15 protein-coding genes are annotated in these 16,774 nt (G+C 72.6%); 6 read left to right on the forward strand and 9 right to left on the reverse strand.

What is annotated here, in order from left to right; genetic code table 11:
* Positions 1–394: 394 nt before the first annotated feature.
* Positions 395–2,359, reverse strand: coding sequence for an endo-1,3-alpha-glucanase family glycosylhydrolase (locus tag AB0J76_RS33825; RefSeq protein WP_352330380.1), 1,965 nt, complete (start codon positions 2,357–2,359; stop codon positions 395–397).
* Positions 2,360–2,674: 315 nt separating this feature from the next.
* Here AB0J76_RS33825 and AB0J76_RS33830 point away from each other — a divergent pair, with 315 nt between their 5' ends.
* Positions 2,675–3,082, forward strand: coding sequence for an ATP-binding protein (locus AB0J76_RS33830; protein ID WP_352330382.1), 408 nt, complete (start codon positions 2,675–2,677; stop codon positions 3,080–3,082).
* A gap of 30 nt (positions 3,083–3,112) precedes the next feature.
* On the opposite strand, the gene AB0J76_RS33835 is transcribed toward AB0J76_RS33830, so the two are convergent.
* Entirely contained in the window at positions 3,113–3,634 is a 522-nt protein-coding gene (locus AB0J76_RS33835) for a hypothetical protein (RefSeq protein WP_352330384.1), read from the reverse strand.
* Positions 3,635–3,707: 73 nt separating this feature from the next.
* Between AB0J76_RS33835 and AB0J76_RS33840 the strand changes: the two genes are divergently transcribed.
* Entirely contained in the window at positions 3,708–4,667 is a 960-nt protein-coding gene (locus tag AB0J76_RS33840; protein WP_352330386.1) for a DUF523 and DUF1722 domain-containing protein, read from the forward strand.
* Positions 4,668–4,705: 38 nt separating this feature from the next.
* Here the strand turns inward: AB0J76_RS33840 and AB0J76_RS33845 are convergent, their stop codons facing one another.
* The 3 genes from AB0J76_RS33845 to AB0J76_RS33855 form a co-directional block, all read right to left on the reverse strand.
* The gene (locus AB0J76_RS33845; RefSeq protein ID WP_352329599.1) at positions 4,706–6,901 is read right to left on the reverse strand and encodes a SulP family inorganic anion transporter; all 2,196 of its coding nucleotides are present in this window, start codon (positions 6,899–6,901) and stop codon (positions 4,706–4,708) included.
* Between the two features lie 194 nt (positions 6,902–7,095).
* On the reverse strand, positions 7,096–7,569 hold the full coding sequence (locus tag AB0J76_RS33850) for a hemerythrin domain-containing protein (RefSeq protein ID WP_352329598.1): 474 nt from the start codon (positions 7,567–7,569) through the stop codon (positions 7,096–7,098).
* 101 nt (positions 7,570–7,670) lie between these two features.
* Positions 7,671–8,828: an AI-2E family transporter gene (locus tag AB0J76_RS33855; protein WP_352329596.1), complete on the reverse strand. Its 1,158-nt coding sequence runs from the start codon at positions 8,826–8,828 to the stop codon at positions 7,671–7,673.
* Positions 8,829–9,063: 235 nt separating this feature from the next.
* Between AB0J76_RS33855 and AB0J76_RS33860 the strand changes: the two genes are divergently transcribed.
* The 3 genes from AB0J76_RS33860 (at position 9,064) to AB0J76_RS33870 (ending at position 10,547) form a co-directional block, all read left to right on the forward strand.
* Positions 9,064–9,378, forward strand: a complete 315-nt coding sequence (locus tag AB0J76_RS33860; RefSeq protein WP_352329595.1) for a hypothetical protein — start codon at positions 9,064–9,066, stop codon at positions 9,376–9,378.
* Between the two features lie 129 nt (positions 9,379–9,507).
* On the forward strand, positions 9,508–10,056 hold the full coding sequence (locus AB0J76_RS33865; protein ID WP_352329593.1) for a copper chaperone PCu(A)C: 549 nt from the start codon (positions 9,508–9,510) through the stop codon (positions 10,054–10,056).
* Between the two features lie 77 nt (positions 10,057–10,133).
* Positions 10,134–10,547, forward strand: a complete 414-nt coding sequence (locus tag AB0J76_RS33870; RefSeq protein WP_352329591.1) for a VOC family protein — start codon at positions 10,134–10,136, stop codon at positions 10,545–10,547.
* A gap of 56 nt (positions 10,548–10,603) precedes the next feature.
* On the opposite strand, the gene AB0J76_RS33875 is transcribed toward AB0J76_RS33870, so the two are convergent.
* The 3 genes from AB0J76_RS33875 to AB0J76_RS33885 all read right to left on the reverse strand — a co-directional run bounded on the left by AB0J76_RS33875 (position 10,604) and on the right by AB0J76_RS33885 (position 14,319).
* Positions 10,604–11,200 carry a sugar nucleotide-binding protein gene (locus AB0J76_RS33875; protein WP_364391762.1) on the reverse strand — a complete coding sequence of 199 codons (597 nt, stop codon included), beginning with the start codon at positions 11,198–11,200 and terminating at the stop codon, positions 10,604–10,606.
* A complete protein-coding gene (locus AB0J76_RS33880) occupies positions 11,197–13,584 on the reverse strand; it encodes an excinuclease ABC subunit UvrA (RefSeq protein WP_352330330.1) in 2,388 nt (795 codons plus the stop codon). Before AB0J76_RS33880 ends, AB0J76_RS33875 begins: the two co-directional genes overlap by 4 nt.
* Before the next feature lie 78 nt (positions 13,585–13,662).
* The gene (locus AB0J76_RS33885) at positions 13,663–14,319 is read right to left on the reverse strand and encodes a TetR family transcriptional regulator (RefSeq protein WP_352330329.1); all 657 of its coding nucleotides are present in this window, start codon (positions 14,317–14,319) and stop codon (positions 13,663–13,665) included.
* Between the two features lie 47 nt (positions 14,320–14,366).
* Here AB0J76_RS33885 and AB0J76_RS33890 point away from each other — a divergent pair, with 47 nt between their 5' ends.
* Positions 14,367–15,857 (forward strand): FAD-dependent oxidoreductase, encoded by a 1,491-nt coding sequence (locus tag AB0J76_RS33890; RefSeq protein ID WP_364391767.1) that lies wholly within the window; start codon positions 14,367–14,369, stop codon positions 15,855–15,857.
* 7 nt (positions 15,858–15,864) lie between these two features.
* Here the strand turns inward: AB0J76_RS33890 and AB0J76_RS33895 are convergent, their stop codons facing one another.
* Positions 15,865–16,608 carry an SDR family oxidoreductase gene (locus AB0J76_RS33895; protein ID WP_352326406.1) on the reverse strand — a complete coding sequence of 248 codons (744 nt, stop codon included), beginning with the start codon at positions 16,606–16,608 and terminating at the stop codon, positions 15,865–15,867.
* Positions 16,609–16,774: the final 166 nt, after the last annotated feature.

A 16,774-nucleotide genomic window follows, 5' to 3' on the forward strand; every position in this document is an offset into this window, starting at 1 on the left:
TCTCGTTGCCCAGCAACCAGTCGAACGACTCGGTCTGCAGGGCGAGGAGGTCAGGAACTTCGAGGGGCTCCTGGATGCGCGCGAAAGAGACGCGAGGAGGACCGGCGGGAACGACGGGAACACTACGTGCGGCTGCCAACAGTTGTCCTTCCGGAGGGCACGGACGGAATCGAACTGCGCGCACGCCAAACGCCCGGATCGAAATCCGGGGCGTCGAAGGGCGGCGCGAGGCAGCAGCATAACCTAACTGAGAAACGAATGTCCACACTTACTATAAGTGTCAACCTCGGTGCCGCCTTCAGCTTTTCACAGCAGGGCGCGCTCGTCAACTCCCCCGCCGGGAACGAGGGGCGGCGCGGGTCCGCGCGGGTGGCGCGGACCCGGGCCGGCGCGGTCAGCGTTCGCTGGAGGCCGCGCGGTAGTGCAGGTCCTGCACGTAGGGCGTCGCGGTGATCGGGTACGGCGAGACCACCTTGGCCGCCGTCGCCGATCCTCTGGCGACCGTCGCCGACGCGGTCCCCGCCTTCAGCGGGAACGTCCTGGCCGACACGCCGGCGGGCGCGTCGTAGCTCTGCGTCGTGCCGCCGACGGTCACCGACACCTTGGCCGCCGCCGTCAGCATGGTGAGCACCTCGACCGTGTCACGCGCGGCCGTGCTGCCGCCGCGCAGCTTCATGAGCCTGGTCTGCGCGAAGGAGGGCTGGGCCGCGACCGGCTGGACCCGGTGGGTCAGGTACGCCGCGTCGTTCGTGATCTTCGGGCAGCCGAGCTTGTGGCAGGTCAGGTAGTAGGCGTTGATGTCCAGGTACGTCCAGCCGGCGTTCCTGGACGGCGCGAACTGGGTGTTCTCGGAGTAGTCGTTCCAGGTGGTGAGCTGGACCCAGTCGGCCTTGCCGTCGATCGCGCCCTTCCACGTCGCCCGCAGGTTCTCGGTGTTGCCCGCCTCGTCGAAGACGCCCTGGTTGGGGCGTTCGTCCTGGACGGACACCGGCTGCATCCAGATCTTGCCCATGCCGTGCGCGCGCTCGATGTTGCCGCCCAGGGCGGCGTTGGCGGCGGGGTTGCGGTTGCCCCAGTTGGAGAAGCCGTAGCTGATCGAGGCGAACGCGTCCCGGTACTTGTTGAAGTCGAGGAAGCAGGGCACCAGGGCCACCTTGACGCCGTGCTCGGTCTCCATCGTCCTCATCCAGGCCGCCCACCAGGCGGCGGTGCGCCCCTCGGCCTTGAACGGCGCCACCACCAGGCGGTCGTCGGCGAGCCGGTAGACCGACTTCGATGCGGCCAGCTTCGCCATCGCGGCGGCGAACGCGGCGCTGTCCACCGAGGCCAGGCCGTTCGTGTCCGGCATCAGCACGATCTTGAACTCGGGGTCCACGGCCTCGGCGGCCTTGATCAGGTTCTGCACCCGCGTCCAGTGGGCGCTGGTGATCGACAGGATGTCGACGGTGAAGCCGTCCAGGCCGGCCGCGACGGCCTGCTTGACCTCGGTCTTGAAGTCGGCCAGCGCGTAGTCGCCGCTGATGGGGTCACGTCCGACCGGCCGGTCGCGCAGCAGCCCGCCGTAGGCGGCGTGCTTGCCGCCCTCGCCGTCCGGCTTGAGGTAGTTCCTGGCGTAGTAGTCGCCGGCCGGGGCCTGGTTGTCCAGCGACACCGGGTACGGGGTGAAGTAGTGCGCGAACACCTTCCTGGCCGACCCGCGCAGGGCCGCCTTCCCCGGCAGCACGAACGGCAGCGGCCCGTCGGTCTGGCCACTGCCCTCGGTGTAGGTGACCGTGAGCTTCGGGCCGCGGTTCCCGGTCTCGCGCGAGGACATCAGCACGGTGGCGGTGGCGTCGCCGCCGGTGAGGGCGAAGGCGTACGTGCCGTCGCCCTCGACGGCGGCGGACACGTCCAGCCTGACCGTCGTCCCGGCGGTGAAGCCGGTGTGCGAGGCGACGGCGGGGGCGCCGAACTCGGGGCGGGTGTTCCAGGTCGTGGCCGCCTCGGTCCAGGAGCCCGTCACGGGACGGACCGACACGGTGGTGTCCGTCGTCCTGGCCGGGACGACGTCCAGGGTGACCTTGACGTCCTCGGCGTCCGCCGGGATGCCGGCGACCTTGAAGCGGGTCAGGCCGACCCGCTGGCCCGCGGCGGCGCTGCCGCACGCGGTGCCGCAGACGCTCATCCAGGTCGCGGTCGCGAAGCTCTTCGCCGGCTCGGCCTGGCTGATGAACACGTCCTCCGTGGCGGCGAACGTCACGGTGAGGGGTGCGACGGCGGACGCCTGCGCGGGCCCGGCCGCCCCGGCGGGCACGGCCGCGCCCGCCAGCGCGGTGAGCATCGCCACCGCGGCCGGCAGGGCCCGATATCGGTTGAGCATGGAACTCCCTTGGCTCTCGGTACGCCTCCGCAGCAGCGGAGCCGCGTTGCATCGCCCACGATGGAGCAAGATCGAGTCACCGGCCAGGAGTTCCGGATAAATCCCCCATTTGGAACGATGCTATTTTTCAGCCCCTCGGCACGTCATTGCGGTCAGGCGGCCCGCCTCCAGGAATTCCCCTGGCCGGGCATTGGCGCGGGAGCCGCGACTCGGGCAGGCTGGGCCAGCCCTCTTCTGTCTCCGCTTGGCCTGCGCGCACGGCCGGGTCAATGTCATCATGGGCACACGGTGTGTGATTCCGGGTAGGAGGGACCGATGTCCGAGCCTTCCCCCGGCGCTGCCGCGAGCTGGCCGATCAGCCGAGACCTCGCGGGGCTGCGGGAGCTCGTCCGCCGTCACGCGGTCCAGGCCGGGCTGGCCTCCCAGCGCGGTGACGACCTCGCGCTCGCCGCCAACGAGGCCGTCACCAACGTCCTCGACCACGCGGGCGGGGCCGGCTGGGTGCACATCTGGGCCGACGACGACTTCCTCACCGTCGAGGTCGGCGACCACTCGGGCAGCCTGCGGCCCGACGCCTGCCCCGACGCGCGTCCCCGGATCGGGCCGGGCGGCTACGGCCTGTGGGTGATGCGCCGTCTCTGCGACGAGTTCGTCATCACCCAGACCGGCGCCTCCTCCCAGGTCCGCCTCCGCATGGCCCGAACCCGCCCCACCGGCGCCTGACCCGAGGAGCGGGCCGGGCGGCCGCCGCGGTCAGGCGGTTTCGTCCACGCTGCGCCGGTGCCATTCGGCCAGCTCGACGAGCAGCCCGTCGGCCGCGCCGCCGAACATCGCGGTCAGTTCCTCCGCGTCGTCGACCACCACCACGTGGTCCAGCAGGTCCGCGCGCAGCCGGGCCGCCCTCGGGTCGCCGGCGCCGTCCGGGTCGAAGGCGGTGGCGGCCAGGAACAGGCCGCCGACGCCGGCCAGCGCCGCGGTCTGCCGGGCCTGCGTGCCCAGCACCGTCGCCGCGTCGGCCGGCACGGCGGGCAGCGCCGGCCGCCCGTCGCGCAGCAGCAACGTCAGCGGACGGGCGGGCACCTGCTCCCCCGCCTCGCCCGCCGGCACGTGGACGCTCCCGTCGGCGTGCCGCGCGGCGTGCCGGGGACGCCCCCAGGGCAGGCCGTCGGCCTCGTCCTGCGCACTCGCGCGCGTGAACAGGCCGCCGTCGGCGTCGACGACGAGGTCCCCATGCTGCCACTGCTCGCCATCAAGCGGAATGTGCGCATTCGTCATGCCTGAACGCTACGCCCTGGTTGCGACAAATCTCGGTGGCGTGCGGACGCACGAGCTGGGCATCTGTCAGGACATGGCGCAGGCGCAGGATTGGGGCAGGCCGCGGGTGGCGGTGTCGAGCTGTCTGCTCGGCGAGCCGGTACGGCACAACGGCGGGCACAGCCGCGCCCGTTTCCTGACGCAGGAGCTGGCGCCGTTCGTGGACTGGGTGCCGATCTGCCCCGAGATGGAGATCGGCCTCGGCGCGCCCCGCGAGACGCTGCGCCTGGAGCGCTCGCCCGCCGGTCCCCGCCTGATGACCCGGCAGAGCCGCCGCGACCTCACCTCCGCCATGGACGAGCTGGCCGCCGAACGTTCCCCGAGCCTGGCGGCCGACGGTTACGTGTTCAAGGCCAAGAGCCCGAGCTGCGGCATCCACGGCATCCCGCTCTACGCCGGTGACCACGCGGTGACCCGCGACAACCGGGGCCTGTTCGCCGGCGCGGTGATCGAGGGCCACCCGCTGCTGCCCGTCGAGGACGAGGGGCGGCTCAACGACGCCGTCCTGCGGGAGGCGTTCGTCGAGCGCATCTTCGCCCACGCGCGGCTGCGGGAGCTGCTGGAGAGCGACTGGCGGCCGCGCGACCTGGTCGCCTTCCAGGCCCGGCACAAGATGCAGCTGCTGGCCCACTCGACCGAGGGCTACCGTGAGACCGGCCGCCTGGTCGCCGCCGCGGGCGTCCGGCCGCGCGAGGAGCTGGCCGAGGAGTACGGCACGGCGTTCCGGCGGGCGATGGCGGTCAAGGCCTCGATCGGGCGCAACGTCAACGTGCTGCAGCACTGCCTCGGCATGCTCGGCGACGAGCTCGACCCGGTGCGCCGGGCCGACCTGGTCGAGGTCATCGGCTCGTACGCGGCGCACCGGGTGGCGCTGAGCGTCCCGCTGACGTTGCTGCGCCACCACGCTCGCGGCGAGGCGGCCACCTACGTCCAGGACCAGACGTACTTCTCCCCCTACCCGGAGGAGCTGGGCCTGCGGAACCACGTGGTGTGACCCCGCCGCGCCGGCGGACCGGCGCGGCGGGGAGGCGACTAGGTGGGGGTGGGCTCGGTCGGCAGCGGGCCGTCCGGCTCGGGGGCGGCGGACGCGCGCGGCGGCACATGGTGCACCCGCGCCGAGCCGATGTCGAAGTACAGCCCCACCAGCGTCAGCCGCCCGGCCCTGACCTGCTCGTCGACCTTGCGGTAGGTCCGCAGGTTCTCCAGCTGCTGCTGGATGTTGAGCCGGCACAGCGCGTCGAGGGCGGCGTCCTCGGCGGAGGGGTCGTGGCCGCCCTCGCCGAGCCGGTCGAGGCTGGCACGGCCGTGCCGCAGCCAGCGGCTGAGCTGCGGCAGGCCCTCGGTGGTCGCCGGGCCCTTCAGCAGCGCCGCCATCGCGCCGCAGCCGGAGTGGCCGCAGACGGTGATGGTGTGCACGCTCAGCACGCCGGTGGCGTACTCGATGGCGGCGGCCACCGAGTCGTCGTGCGGCTCGGAGCCGGCGCACGGCACCAGGTTGCCGATGTTGCGGACCGTGAACAGGTCGCCGGGTCCGCTGGAGGTGATCAGGCTGGGCACGATCCGCGAGTCGGCGCAGGTGATGAACAGGTGCGAGGGACGCTGCTGGGTGGCGAGCTGGGTGAAGATGGGCCGCAGCAGCGGGGCCGTGCGCTTGTGGAACTCGTCCGCGCCCTGGGCCAGGCGGCACTCGATCGCCGCAGTGGCCGACAGCGGGCGGCCGCGGTGGGTCCACGGCAGCCACCAGCGGCCGGGCGCCTTGGGCGGGCTCTTGGCCGGGAACATGCGGCCGCCGCTGGCCGCCATCGTGTACCACTCGTCGTGCAGCTCGTCGATGGTGACGGTGCCGCCCAGCCGCTCGTGGTCCAGCCGCCAGGAGTGGATCGCGTCGAAGGCGGCGTTGTCCATGAAGTCGATGTTCAGGTCGAGGTCGACGGCGACGCCCGGCGGGATGGCGCGCAGCTCCTGGGTCAGCCGGGGCACGCCCAGGAAGGTGAGCGAGCCGGAGACCGTCGCGTGCATGACCCCGCCGGGTTCCTGCCGTTTGTCCACGGTGACCCGGGTCAGCCGCCGCAGCGCCAGCAGCGCGGCCAGCGCCAGCCCGGCCAGGACGCCCTCGGCCAGCCCGACCAGGATCACGCCGGACATGGTCATGACGTAGACGGGCACCTCGTTGTGGCCGTGGACCTTCCTGAGGTGGCCGAGGCTGATGGTCTTGATGCCGATGAAGACCAGCAGCGCGGCCAGCGCCTCCATCGGGATCAGCTTGATCGTCCAGCCCAGGCAGAGGGCGAACAGCAGCACCCAGACGCCGTGCAGGGTCGCCGACCAGCGGGTGCGGGCGCCCGCCTGGATGTTGGTCGTGCTGCGCACGATCACGCCGGCGACCGGGAGCCCGCCGAGCACGCCGCTCACCATGTTGGCCACGCCCTGGCCGGTCAGCTCGCGGTCGAGGTCGGAGCGGGGGCCGGTGTGCATGCTGTCGGTGGCCACGCAGCACAGCAGCGACTCCGCCCCGGCCACCAGCGCCACCAGCAGCACGCCCATGGCGATGTGCTGCCAGTCGCCGGCCGGCAGCACCGGGGGCGCCCACGCGGTGATCGCGCCGGACAGGTCGATGCGGGTGACGTTCCAGCCGAACACCGCGGCGGTGACGGCGGCGGCGAGCAGCGCGGCCAGCGGCGCGGGGATCGCCCGGACGTGCTTGGGCATCCGGCTCCAGGCCAGCAGGACCGTGATGGTGAGGATGCCGACCATGACCTTGTGGCCGTGCAGGTCCATGATCTGGCTGGGCAGCTCGGCCAGGTTGGCCCACGGCGACTGCTCGGGGCTGCCGCCGAGGACGACGTGCAGCTGGGCGAGCGCGATGATGATGCCGACGCCGGCCAGCATGCCGTGGACGACCGCGGGCGAGACCGCGAGGGCGGCCCGGGCCGCCTTGAACGCGCCGAGCAGCACCTGCAGGCCGCCGGCCAGGATCGTGATCAGGCAGGTGGCGCGCCAGCCGTAGGTCTGCACGAGACCGGCGATCACCACCGTCAGGCTCGCGGTCGGACCGCTGACCTGCACCACCGAGCCGCCCAGCCGCCCGGCGACGATGCCGCCGACCGCGGCGGCGACGAGCCCGGCGGCCAGCGGCGCGCCCGCGGCCAGGGCGACGCCGAGCGAGAGGGGCACCGCGACGAGGAACACCACCAGCGATGCCGGCACATCGTGTCTGAGAGTACGCATGACGCTACTCTCCGTAGTTATCTTCATGCGGCACACCTTAGTGCCAGATCAACCCCACGTCGGACGACGGTAAAACGCGCCGGACATGTCCCTGCTGTCCGGCGCGCCGCCCTGCCGCGTCGCCCTACCGCGCGGCGTCCTCGCAACTCACGGTGACCGTGGCCGCCACAAGGCGTTCCGTCCCGCGTTGTCCGCTAGGAGGAGGCGCTGGGGATCTTCAGGGGGTCGCGCGGGGCCTCGGCCTTGGCCTTGGCCATCTGCTCCCCCAGTTCCTGCAGCCGGTTGCGCCCCATGGACTCGCGCACCTGCGGGAACCACTCCTTCTCCTCCTCCTCGACGTGGTGGCGGACGTTCTCCATGAGCACCGTCATCTTGGCGTCGTAGCGCTCGTCGGCCGGGTCGAGGTCCTTCAGCTCCGACAACATCCAGACGACGACGTGGTGCTCCTCGACGCTCTCCAGGATGTGGTCGGTGGTGTCGGGGGTGCCGGAGCGGGCGGCCGGGTAGAAGATCTTCTCCTCGATGTAGGTGTGCGCGGTCAGCTCCTCGATGACCTGCGCGACGATCTTCTGCTTGGTCTTGTGGGCGTCCTTGCCCGCCTTCTCGAACTCCTTGAACAGCTTCTCCACGGTCTTGTGGTCCTCTTTGAGCAGCACGATCGCGTCCATGGACGGCCTCCCTGGGGTCGGGACGCCCGGCGGCGACGAGGGATGCCGGGCGTCGGGTCCGCCCCACGTACCCCGAGGTCAGGCGCTCACACCCGGCGTCCTCAGTGACGTTCCTGACGGGGCAGCACGACGTGGTTGACGATCACCTGGATGGCGGCGGCGACCGGGATGGCCAGCAGGGCGCCCACCACGCCGAGCAGGGCGCCGCCGATGAGGGCGGCCACGATGGTGGCGGCGGCCGGCACGTCCACGGACGACTTCATCACCTTGGGCGCGATCAGGTAGTTCTCGATCTGCTGGTAGACGACGAAGAAGATCAGGGTGGCGATGGCCACCGGGAGCGAGGCGAACAGCGCGACCAGCGTGGCGATGCCCGCGCCGATGAACGCGCCGATGAGCGGGATGAGGTCGGTGACCGCCACGATGATCGCCAGGGCCAGCGCGTACGGCACCCCCGCGATCGACAGGAAGACGAACGTGGTCACGCCCGCGATCAGCGAGATGATCAGGTTGCCGGCCACGTAGCCGCCGACCCGGTTGAGGATCTCGTCGCCGAGCAGGCGGGCCCGGTCCCTGCGGCTCCTCGGGATCAGCCGGTAGCCGGTGCGCGTGATGGAGCGCAGCGCGCCCAGGAAGTACAGGGTGAGGATGAGCACGGTCAGCGTGGAGAACACGGCGCTGACCACGATCGAGGCGATGCCGAGCAGCCCGCCGAACACCTGCCGGCCGAGGTCGCCGCTGGTCAGGTACGCCTGCAGCCGCTCCAGCAGCTGGTAGCGCTGGTCCAGGTCGCGGATCTGGGGGTTGTCCTGCAACTGCTGGATGTAGGTGGGCAACTGCTCGGCGAACTGTCCCGCCTGCTCCGACAGCGCCGGGATGATCGCCATGGCGAACCCGGCGAACAGCACGATCACCGCCGTGAACACCGCGGTGATCGCCGCCCAGCGCGGCAGGCCGTGCTCCTCCAGCCAGCGCACGGCGGGATCCAGGCCGACGGCCAGGAACAACGACACGACGATCAGCAGCAGCATCGAGGCGCTGGCGGTGAGCGCCTGGACCAGCAGCCAGGCGGTCAGCACGCCGAGCGCGGCGGTGAACCCGAAGACGAAGGGCGTGCTGCCGAACGGCCGTCCGGGCCTGCCGAAGGGCAGCGCCGTCGTCTCCGGCCGGGAGCCGGAGGCGTGGCCGTCGCGGGCGGCCGCGGACGCCGCGCCGGGTTCGCCCGGCAGGGCGGCGGAAGTGAACTGATCACCAGACATGGGGGCTCCTGAACCTGAGAAACCCCCTTCTCTGCCCGGCCGCGGCGCGGTCTACCGTCGCCGCCGCCCCTCGTGGTCCGGACGGGGCCGCCGCCTGGTGATCAAGCCGCTGACCTGCGCCGTTTCGCCGTACCCGGCTGGGGGTAGGCCGCTCATCCCGGGGCCGGCGGGCTCATCGGCCGGCCGGTGCCCCCGTCGCGGGGGCCGGGCAGGACACGAGCCAAGGAAGAACGGCATGGGGGAACCGCAGCAGGTGCAGGTCGAGATCCTCGACCAGGTCGCCATCGAGGACCTGATCGGGAAGGTGGAGGACGTCGCCAGGCAGCCGGGCGCGGCCGACCGGGTGGCCCGGTGGCGGGCCGAGCACGGCACCGAGCACGCCACGCCGAAGGCCCGCTCGTTCGTCGTCGTGGGCCCGACGTTGATGTTCCTGCACCCGTGCCCGGACGGCGTCGTCCTGCCGTTCGCCGCGTACCCGGACGGGACGGTGAAGGTCTACACCGACCCCGAGCACGCCGGTCTGAGCTTCTACCGAGAATCCGGCGGGTAGGCGGGCCGGCATGGCGCCCGGGCAAGGGGGTACATCGTGGTTGCGGTCAACCCCCCGCAGGCGGCGCTCGCGCGAGCGGGCCCGCGCTGTGGCCTCGTCACCGGCCTCACACCACACGAAGGCACGAACATGAGGACATCACCACGGGGCCCGCGAGCGCTGCTGCTGCCCTTCCTGTCGGCCCTGTGCGTACTGGCGCTGCTGCCGGCCTGCAACCCGGGGCAGCGGGAGTCGCCCCTCCCGCAGGGCACCGGCCGCGAGGGGCTGGTCGACGGGCAGGTGGGGGCGATGCGGCTGTTGCACGTGCACATCCTGGCCCCGTCCATGGAACAGCAGAAGGCGGGCGACGACCTCGGCCTCTACCTGACGCTGGTCAACGAGAGCGACCAGCCCCAGAAGCTCGACGGCGTCAGCACCGTGCACGCCAGGAAGGTCGTCTACCGCGCGGGGCCGGCGGCGGCGCAGGAGGAGGTCAACGTGACCGTCCCGGCTCGCTCGACCGTCTCGCTGCAGGAGGGGCAGAGCCGTCCGCACCTGGAGATCCTCGACATCGACCGCCCGCTCGGGGCCACGCCGATCGACGTCACCTTCCGCCTGACCACCGGCACGACCACCCTGCGCATCCCGGTGCTGCCGCTGGAGCGGGGCTCCGGCACCCCCGTCCCGGGCCACAGCTGAGGCCCCCGGAAACGCGGACGGACGACGGTCAGGAATCGAGAAGCGTCGTCCGGGGCGGCGGAACTAGCGTGACCGGCATGGACATCACCATCCACTCCAGCTACCTCCCCCACGACGACCCGGACGCCTCCCTCGCCTTCTACCGCGACGCCCTCGGCTTCGAGGTGCGCGGCGACGTCGGCTACGACGGGAAACGCTGGATCACCGTCGGCCCCGCCGGCCAGCCCGACACGTCGATCGTGCTGCAGCCCCCGGTCCCCGACGGCTGCGGCATCACCGAGGACGAGCGCCGCACCATCGTCGAGATGATGGCCAAGGGCACCTTCGCCGGCATCAACCTGTCGACCGACGACCTCGACGCCGTCTTCGACCGGCTGGCGGCGAACGGCGCGGAGATCGTCCAGGAGCCGGCCGAGCAGCCGTACGGGGTGCGCGACTGCGCCGTGCGGGACCCGGCGGGCAACCTGATCCGCATCAACCAGCGGCTCTGAGACGGCGAGGTCAGGGGCGCCGAAATCAGGGGCGGCGAGGTCAGGGGCGGCCGGGGTCAGGGGCGGCCGGGGTCGAGGAACCGGCGCGCGCCGCGCAGCCTGGTCCGCAACAGCCGCTGGGTGGCGGCGCAGTCGAGGCGCACGTCGAGCGGGCCGGGCACGCCCGAGTCCGCGCGCCGGCCCGCCGGGAGCAGGTCCGGGTCGAGCCCGTCGCGGCGGGCGACGAGCAGGCCCAGCTCGTACCGGCTGACCGCGTCGGCCCCGGCGACGTGGCGGACGCCGGGCGGGCCGGCGGCGGCCAGCTCCAGCAGGGCCGCGGCGAGGTCGGCGACGTGCACCGGGCAGCGCACGTCGTCGGTGAACAGCACGCCCTGCGTCGTGCCGGCGGCCAGGGCGACGTGCGCGGCCCCGGTGGCCGTGGTCGCCCAGTCGCGCTGCCGGAAGGCGGCGTTGACGACCGCCGCCGGCCGGACCGCGGCGACCAGCGCCTCGACGTCGGCGCGCCGGCGCACGTCGAGCGGCGCCCAGGCGACGCCGGCCGCCTCCCCCGGACGGGTGTGGCAGGTCGCGGTCACCTCGTGCCCGGCCGCCGCGCCCTGCCGGACGAGCCCGGCGCCCAGGAAGCCGCTGCCGCCGACGACGAGCAGCCTCACGCGGACGTGCCGCCGACGTAGGCCGCCAGGTGCTCCCCGGTCAGGGTGGAGCGGGCGGCGACGAGGTCGGCGGGGATGCCCTCGAAGACGACCCGGCCGCCGTCGTGACCGGCTCCGGGGCCGAGGTCGACGATCCAGTCGGCGTGCGCCATGACCGCCTGGTGGTGCTCGATGACGATCACCGACTTGCCGCCGTCGACGAGCCGGTCGAGCAGGCCGAGCAGCTGCTCGACGTCGGCGAGGTGCAGGCCGGTGGTGGGCTCGTCGAGCACGTAGACGTCGCCGCTCTTCTCGGCCATCTGGGTGGCCAGCTTGAGCCGCTGCCGCTCGCCGCCGGACAGCGTGGTGAGGGGCTGGCCGAGGCTGAGGTAACCGAGCCCGACGTCGGCGAGCCGGCCGAGGATGGCGTGCGCGGCCGGGGTGCGCGCCTCGCCCGCGCCGAAGAACTCCTCGGCCTCGGTCACCGGCATCGCCAGCACCTCGCTGATGTTCCGGCCGCCCAGGCGGTACTCCAGCACCTCGGCCTGGAAGCGCCTGCCCTCGCACTCGTCGCACACGGTGGCGACGCCGGCCATCACGCCCAGGTCGGTGTAGAGGACGCCGGCGCCGTTGCAGTTGGGGCAGGCGCCCTCGGAGTTGGCGCTGAACAGGGCCGGCTTGACGCCGTTGGCCTTGGCGAACGCCTTGCGGATCGGGTCGAGCAGGCCGGTGTAGGTCGCCGGGTTGCTCCGCCGCGAGCCGCGGATCGGGCTCTGGTCGATCGACACCACGCCCGCGCCGGCCGGTATGGAGCCGTGCACGAGCGAGCTCTTGCCGGAGCCGGCCACGCCGGTGACGACGACCAGCACCCCGAGCGGGATGTCGACGTCGACGTCGCGCAGGTTGTGCTTGTTGGCCCCGCGGATCTCCAGGGCGCCGGTGGGCTTGCGCACCTCGTCCTTCAGGCGGGCTCGGTCGTCGAGGTGGCGGCCGGTGACGGTGCCGCTGGCCCGCAGCCCCTCGACGGTGCCCTCGAAGCAGACGGTGCCGCCCTCCGTGCCGGCGCCGGGGCCGAGGTCGACGACGTGGTCGGCGATGGCGATGGCCTCCGGCTTGTGCTCGACGACGAGCACGGTGTTGCCCTTGTCGCGCAGCCTGACCAGCAGGCCGTTCATCCGCTGGATGTCGTGGGGGTGCAGGCCGATGGTGGGCTCGTCGAAGACGTAGGTGGTGTCGGTGAGGGAGGAGCCGAGGTGGCGGATCATCTTGACGCGCTGCGCCTCGCCGCCCGACAGCGTGCCGGCCGGCCGGTCGAGGGACAGGTAGCCGAGCCCGATCTCGACGAAGGAGTCGAGCGTACGGCCCAGGGTGGCCAGCAGCGGCGCCACGGACGGCTGGTCGAGGCCGCGGATCCACTCGGCCAGGTCGGTGATCTGCATCCGGCACGCGTCGGCGATGCTGACGCCGTCGATCTTCGAGGACCGGGCCTCCGGGCTGAGCCGGGTGCCGTCGCACTCGGGGCAGGTGGTGAAGGTGACCGCCCGTTCGACGAAGGCGCGGATGTGCGGCTGCATGCCCTCCTTGTCCTTCGACAGGAACGACTTCTGGATCTTCGGGATCAGGCCCTCGTAGGTGAGGTTGACGCCCTCGACCTTGACCTTGGTCGGCTCCCGGTAGAGGAAGTCCCGCATCTCCTGCTCGGTGAAGTCGCGGATCGGCTTGTGGGGGTCGAGCAGGCCCGACTCGGCGTAGACGCGCACGGTCCAGAAGCTGTCGGACTTCCAGCCGGGGATGGTGAAGGCGCCGTCGGCCAGCGACTTGGAGTCGTCGTAGAGCTGGGTGAGGTCGATGTCGGAGACCGTGCCGCGGCCCTCGCAGCGGGGGCACATGCCGCCCAGGCGGGTGAAGCTCTGCCGGACCGTCTTGCTGGAGCCGCGCTCGACGGTGATCGCGCCGCTGGCGCGGACGGAGGGCACGTTGAAGGAGTAGGCGTTGGGCGAGCCGATGTGCGGCCGGCCGAGCCGGCTGAACAGGATGCGCAGCATGGCGTTGGCGTCGGTGGCGGTGCCGACGGTGGAGCGGGGGTCGGCGCCCATCCGCTGCTGGTCGACGATGATCGCGGTGGTCAGCCCCTCCAGGACGTCGACCTCGGGCCGGGCCAGCGTCGGCATGAACCCCTGGACGAACGTGCTGTAGGTCTCGTTGATCAGCCGCTGCGACTCGGCGGCGATGGTGGCGAACACCAGCGAGCTCTTGCCCGAGCCGGACACGCCGGTGAACACCGTAAGCCGGCGCTTGGGGATCTCGACGCTGATGTCCTTGAGGTTGTTCTCGCGCGCGCCGTGGACGCGGATCAGATCGTGGCTGTCGGCGATCTGCCGCTCGGGCGGCGTGTGCGTGCTCATCGTCTCTCCATCTTCTCGCGCGGGCCCCCGTAGGCGTCGCCGGGCCGGATCCGGCCGGCCACGAGGGTAGGCCTCACGTTAACGCGGGTCGCGGGGTGGGTGCTTCTCCGATTCTGACCGGACGGGCGCCAGCCCCCGCGCCAGCACGTCGAACGCCAGGTCGAGCGCCGCGACGTGGTCGGGCAGCACGTCGGCGGCCCGTTCCCCGGCCAGCTGCCGGGCCGCGGTGGCCAGGAAGGCCGCGCGGAAGGCGCCGACGAGCAGCGCCGCGGTCAGCCGGCCGGGCAGCTCCTCGCCGGACTCGTCGATCAGCGCCGCGAGCACGGCCTCCAGCTCGTCGGCGATCTCCCTGGCGCGCGCCCGCAGCGCCGCGGAGCCGGCCACCACCCGGAAGAAGTGCACGAACCGGTCGTCGACCCCGCCGAGCGGATGGCCCTCGCGCGCGTGCCGGACGAGCATGTCCCGCAGCGCGGACAACACCGGCTCGCCCGCCCGGCGGCCCCGGACGGTGTCGGTGACCAGCTCGACCAGCTCGGGGACGCGGTCGAAGAAGATGTCCTCCTTGCGGGGGAAGTAGTTGAACACCGTCACCTTGGAGACGTCCGCCGCCTCGGCGATCTCGCCGATGGTCACCTCGTCGAAGCCGCGTTCGTAGAACAACATCGAGCCGTGGTCGGAGATGCGCCTGCGGGTCTCGGCCTTCTTGCGTTCGCGCAGCGATGGAGTCTCTTTCACGAGAAAAGTGTATCGCACTTAAAATTTAGTCGGGTATAGTTTTCGCCATGGACTACGACGTGATCATCTCTGGTGGCGGCCCCGTGGGCCTGATGCTCGCCTGCGAGCTGCGGCTGCACGACGTGCGCGTGGCGGTGCTGGAGCGGCTGACCGACATCGACCAGACGGTCAAGGCCGGCTCGGTCAACACGCCCACCGCCGAGGCCTTCTACCGGCGCGGGCTGCTCCCGGTGCTGGAGGAGGCCCAGGCCGAGACCATGAAGGCGTTCCAGGCGTTCATGGCCCAGCGGGGCGGCGCGGCGCCGGCCGGGCAGCCCAAGATGTCCGCCTTCGCCGGGCATTTCGCCGGACTGTGGCTGCTGACCGACCTGGTGGACGAGAGCGACCCCGACTTCGCCGACCGCGGGCCGGCCGCCCGCCTGAGCGGCATCCGGCAGCAGGACATCGAGCGCGTGCTCGGCGAACGGGCCGCCGAGCTCGGCGCGGACGTGCTGCGCGGCGTGGAGCTGACCGGCTTCGAGCCCTCCGCCGACGGGGTCGTGGTGCGGGCGGGCGAGCGGGAGTTCCGCTGCGGCTGGCTGGTGGGCTGCGACGGCGGCCGCAGCACCGTGCGCCGCCTGGCCGGCTTCGACTTCCCCGGCACGCCCCCGCAGATCACCGGCCACCAGGCCGTCGTGACGATGGAGGGCGACGAGGGGCTCGGCACCGGCTGGACGCACACCGCCACCGGCACCTACGCCAACGGGCCGACCCCCGGCCGCATCCTGACCGTCGAGTTCGACGGGCCGCCGGAGGACCGCACCACGCCGGTCACCGCCGAGGAGCTGCAGGCCAGCCTGCGGGCCGTCTCCGGCGTGGACGTCACCGTCACCGGCGTCAAGACGGCCACCCGCTTCACCGACAACGCCCGCCAGGCCACCACCTACCGGCTCGGCCGGGTCCTGCTGGCCGGCGACGCGGCGCACGTCCACTCGCCCTTCGGCGGTCAGGGGCTCAACCTGGGCATCGGCGACGCCGTCAACCTCGGCTGGAAGCTCGCCGCCGTCGTCCGGGGCCGCTCGCCCGAGGCGCTGCTGGACACCTACACCGCCGAGCGCCACCCCATCGGCGCGTGGGTGCTCGACTGGACCCGCGCCCAGGTGCAGCTCATGCGGCCCGAGGCCGGCTCCCGGGCGCTGCGGGCCGTCGTGTCCGACCTGATCGGCACCACCGCGGGCACCACGTACTTCGTCAAGCGGCTCTCCGGCGTCTGGCACCGCTACGAGCTGCCCGGCGGCCACCCGCTGGTCGGCCGGAGCGTCCCCGACCTGGAGCTGGCCGACGGCACCCGGGTCGGCGACCACCTGCACGAGGGGCGCGGGCTACTGCTGGACCTCGGGGCCGGCCTGGCGGCCGACCCGCGGGTGCCGGTGCTGGCGGCCAAGCCGGTGGACGTCCGCGACTTCGGCGGCCTGCTGGTCCGGCCGGACGGCGTCGTCGCCTGGGCGGGCGACGCGCCGGACGCCGCACTGGAGGAGGCTCTGGCCGCCTGGTTCTGACGGCGCCCTACTGGCCGGCCGCCCACTCCTGGTACGTGGTCCGGCCCAGCGCGGCGTCGTCGCCGGGCACCAGCGAACGCTCGGTCAGCTCGCTGCCGAAGTAGCGGGCGTGCTCGTCGGCGACCACCTCGCGCGGGTCGCCGAGGCCGGCCAGCGCGTCGCGGAAGAACTCGTCCATCCGGTACTGCTCGGGGCCGGCGACCTCGGTCCGGCCGTTCAGGGGCGCCCCGAGCGCGACCCGGGCGAGCGCCGCCGCGACGTCGTCGCCCGCGACGGGCCGGAACAGCACGGGCGCGATGCGCACCTCGCCGCCGGCGGCCGACTCGTCGGCGATGCTCCGCACGAACTCGAAGAACTGCGTCGCGTGCACCAGCGAGTACGGCAGGCCCGACTTCTCGATCAGCCGCTCCTGGGCGATCTTCGCGGCGAAGTAGCCGTTGTCGGGCATGCGTTCGGTGCCCACGACCGACAGCGCGACGTGGTGGCCGACGCCCGCCGCCGCCTCGGCGGCCAGCAGGTTGCGGGTGGAGGTCTCGAAGAACTCCAGCACCGCGCCGCGCTCGAACGACGGCGAGTTGGAGACGTCCACCACGACCTGCGCCCCCTCCAGAGCCTCGGCCAGCCCCTCCCCCGTGACGGTGTCGACGCCGGTCCTCGGGGACGCGGCGACCGCCTCGTGCCCCTGTCCGGCCAGCCTGCGCACGAGCTTCGACCCGATCAGGCCGGTCCCGCCGATCACGACCACCTTCATGACGACCTCCCTCTCATCGCCCGGGGCACCTCGTGTGCCGTCCGGTCGCCGGCTGATGTCATGTCCAGCCGGCGGCCCGGCGGCACCCGTCGTGACACCTCCATTACCCGGCGATGTCCTGTCATGTCCGTACGGCCGGGGGCGGCGGGAGGTGGCCCGCGCCCGC

Origin of the sequence: Nonomuraea sp. NPDC049624, from assembly GCF_040675255.1 — a bacterium.
GTDB lineage: Bacteria > Actinomycetota > Actinomycetes > Streptosporangiales > Streptosporangiaceae > Nonomuraea.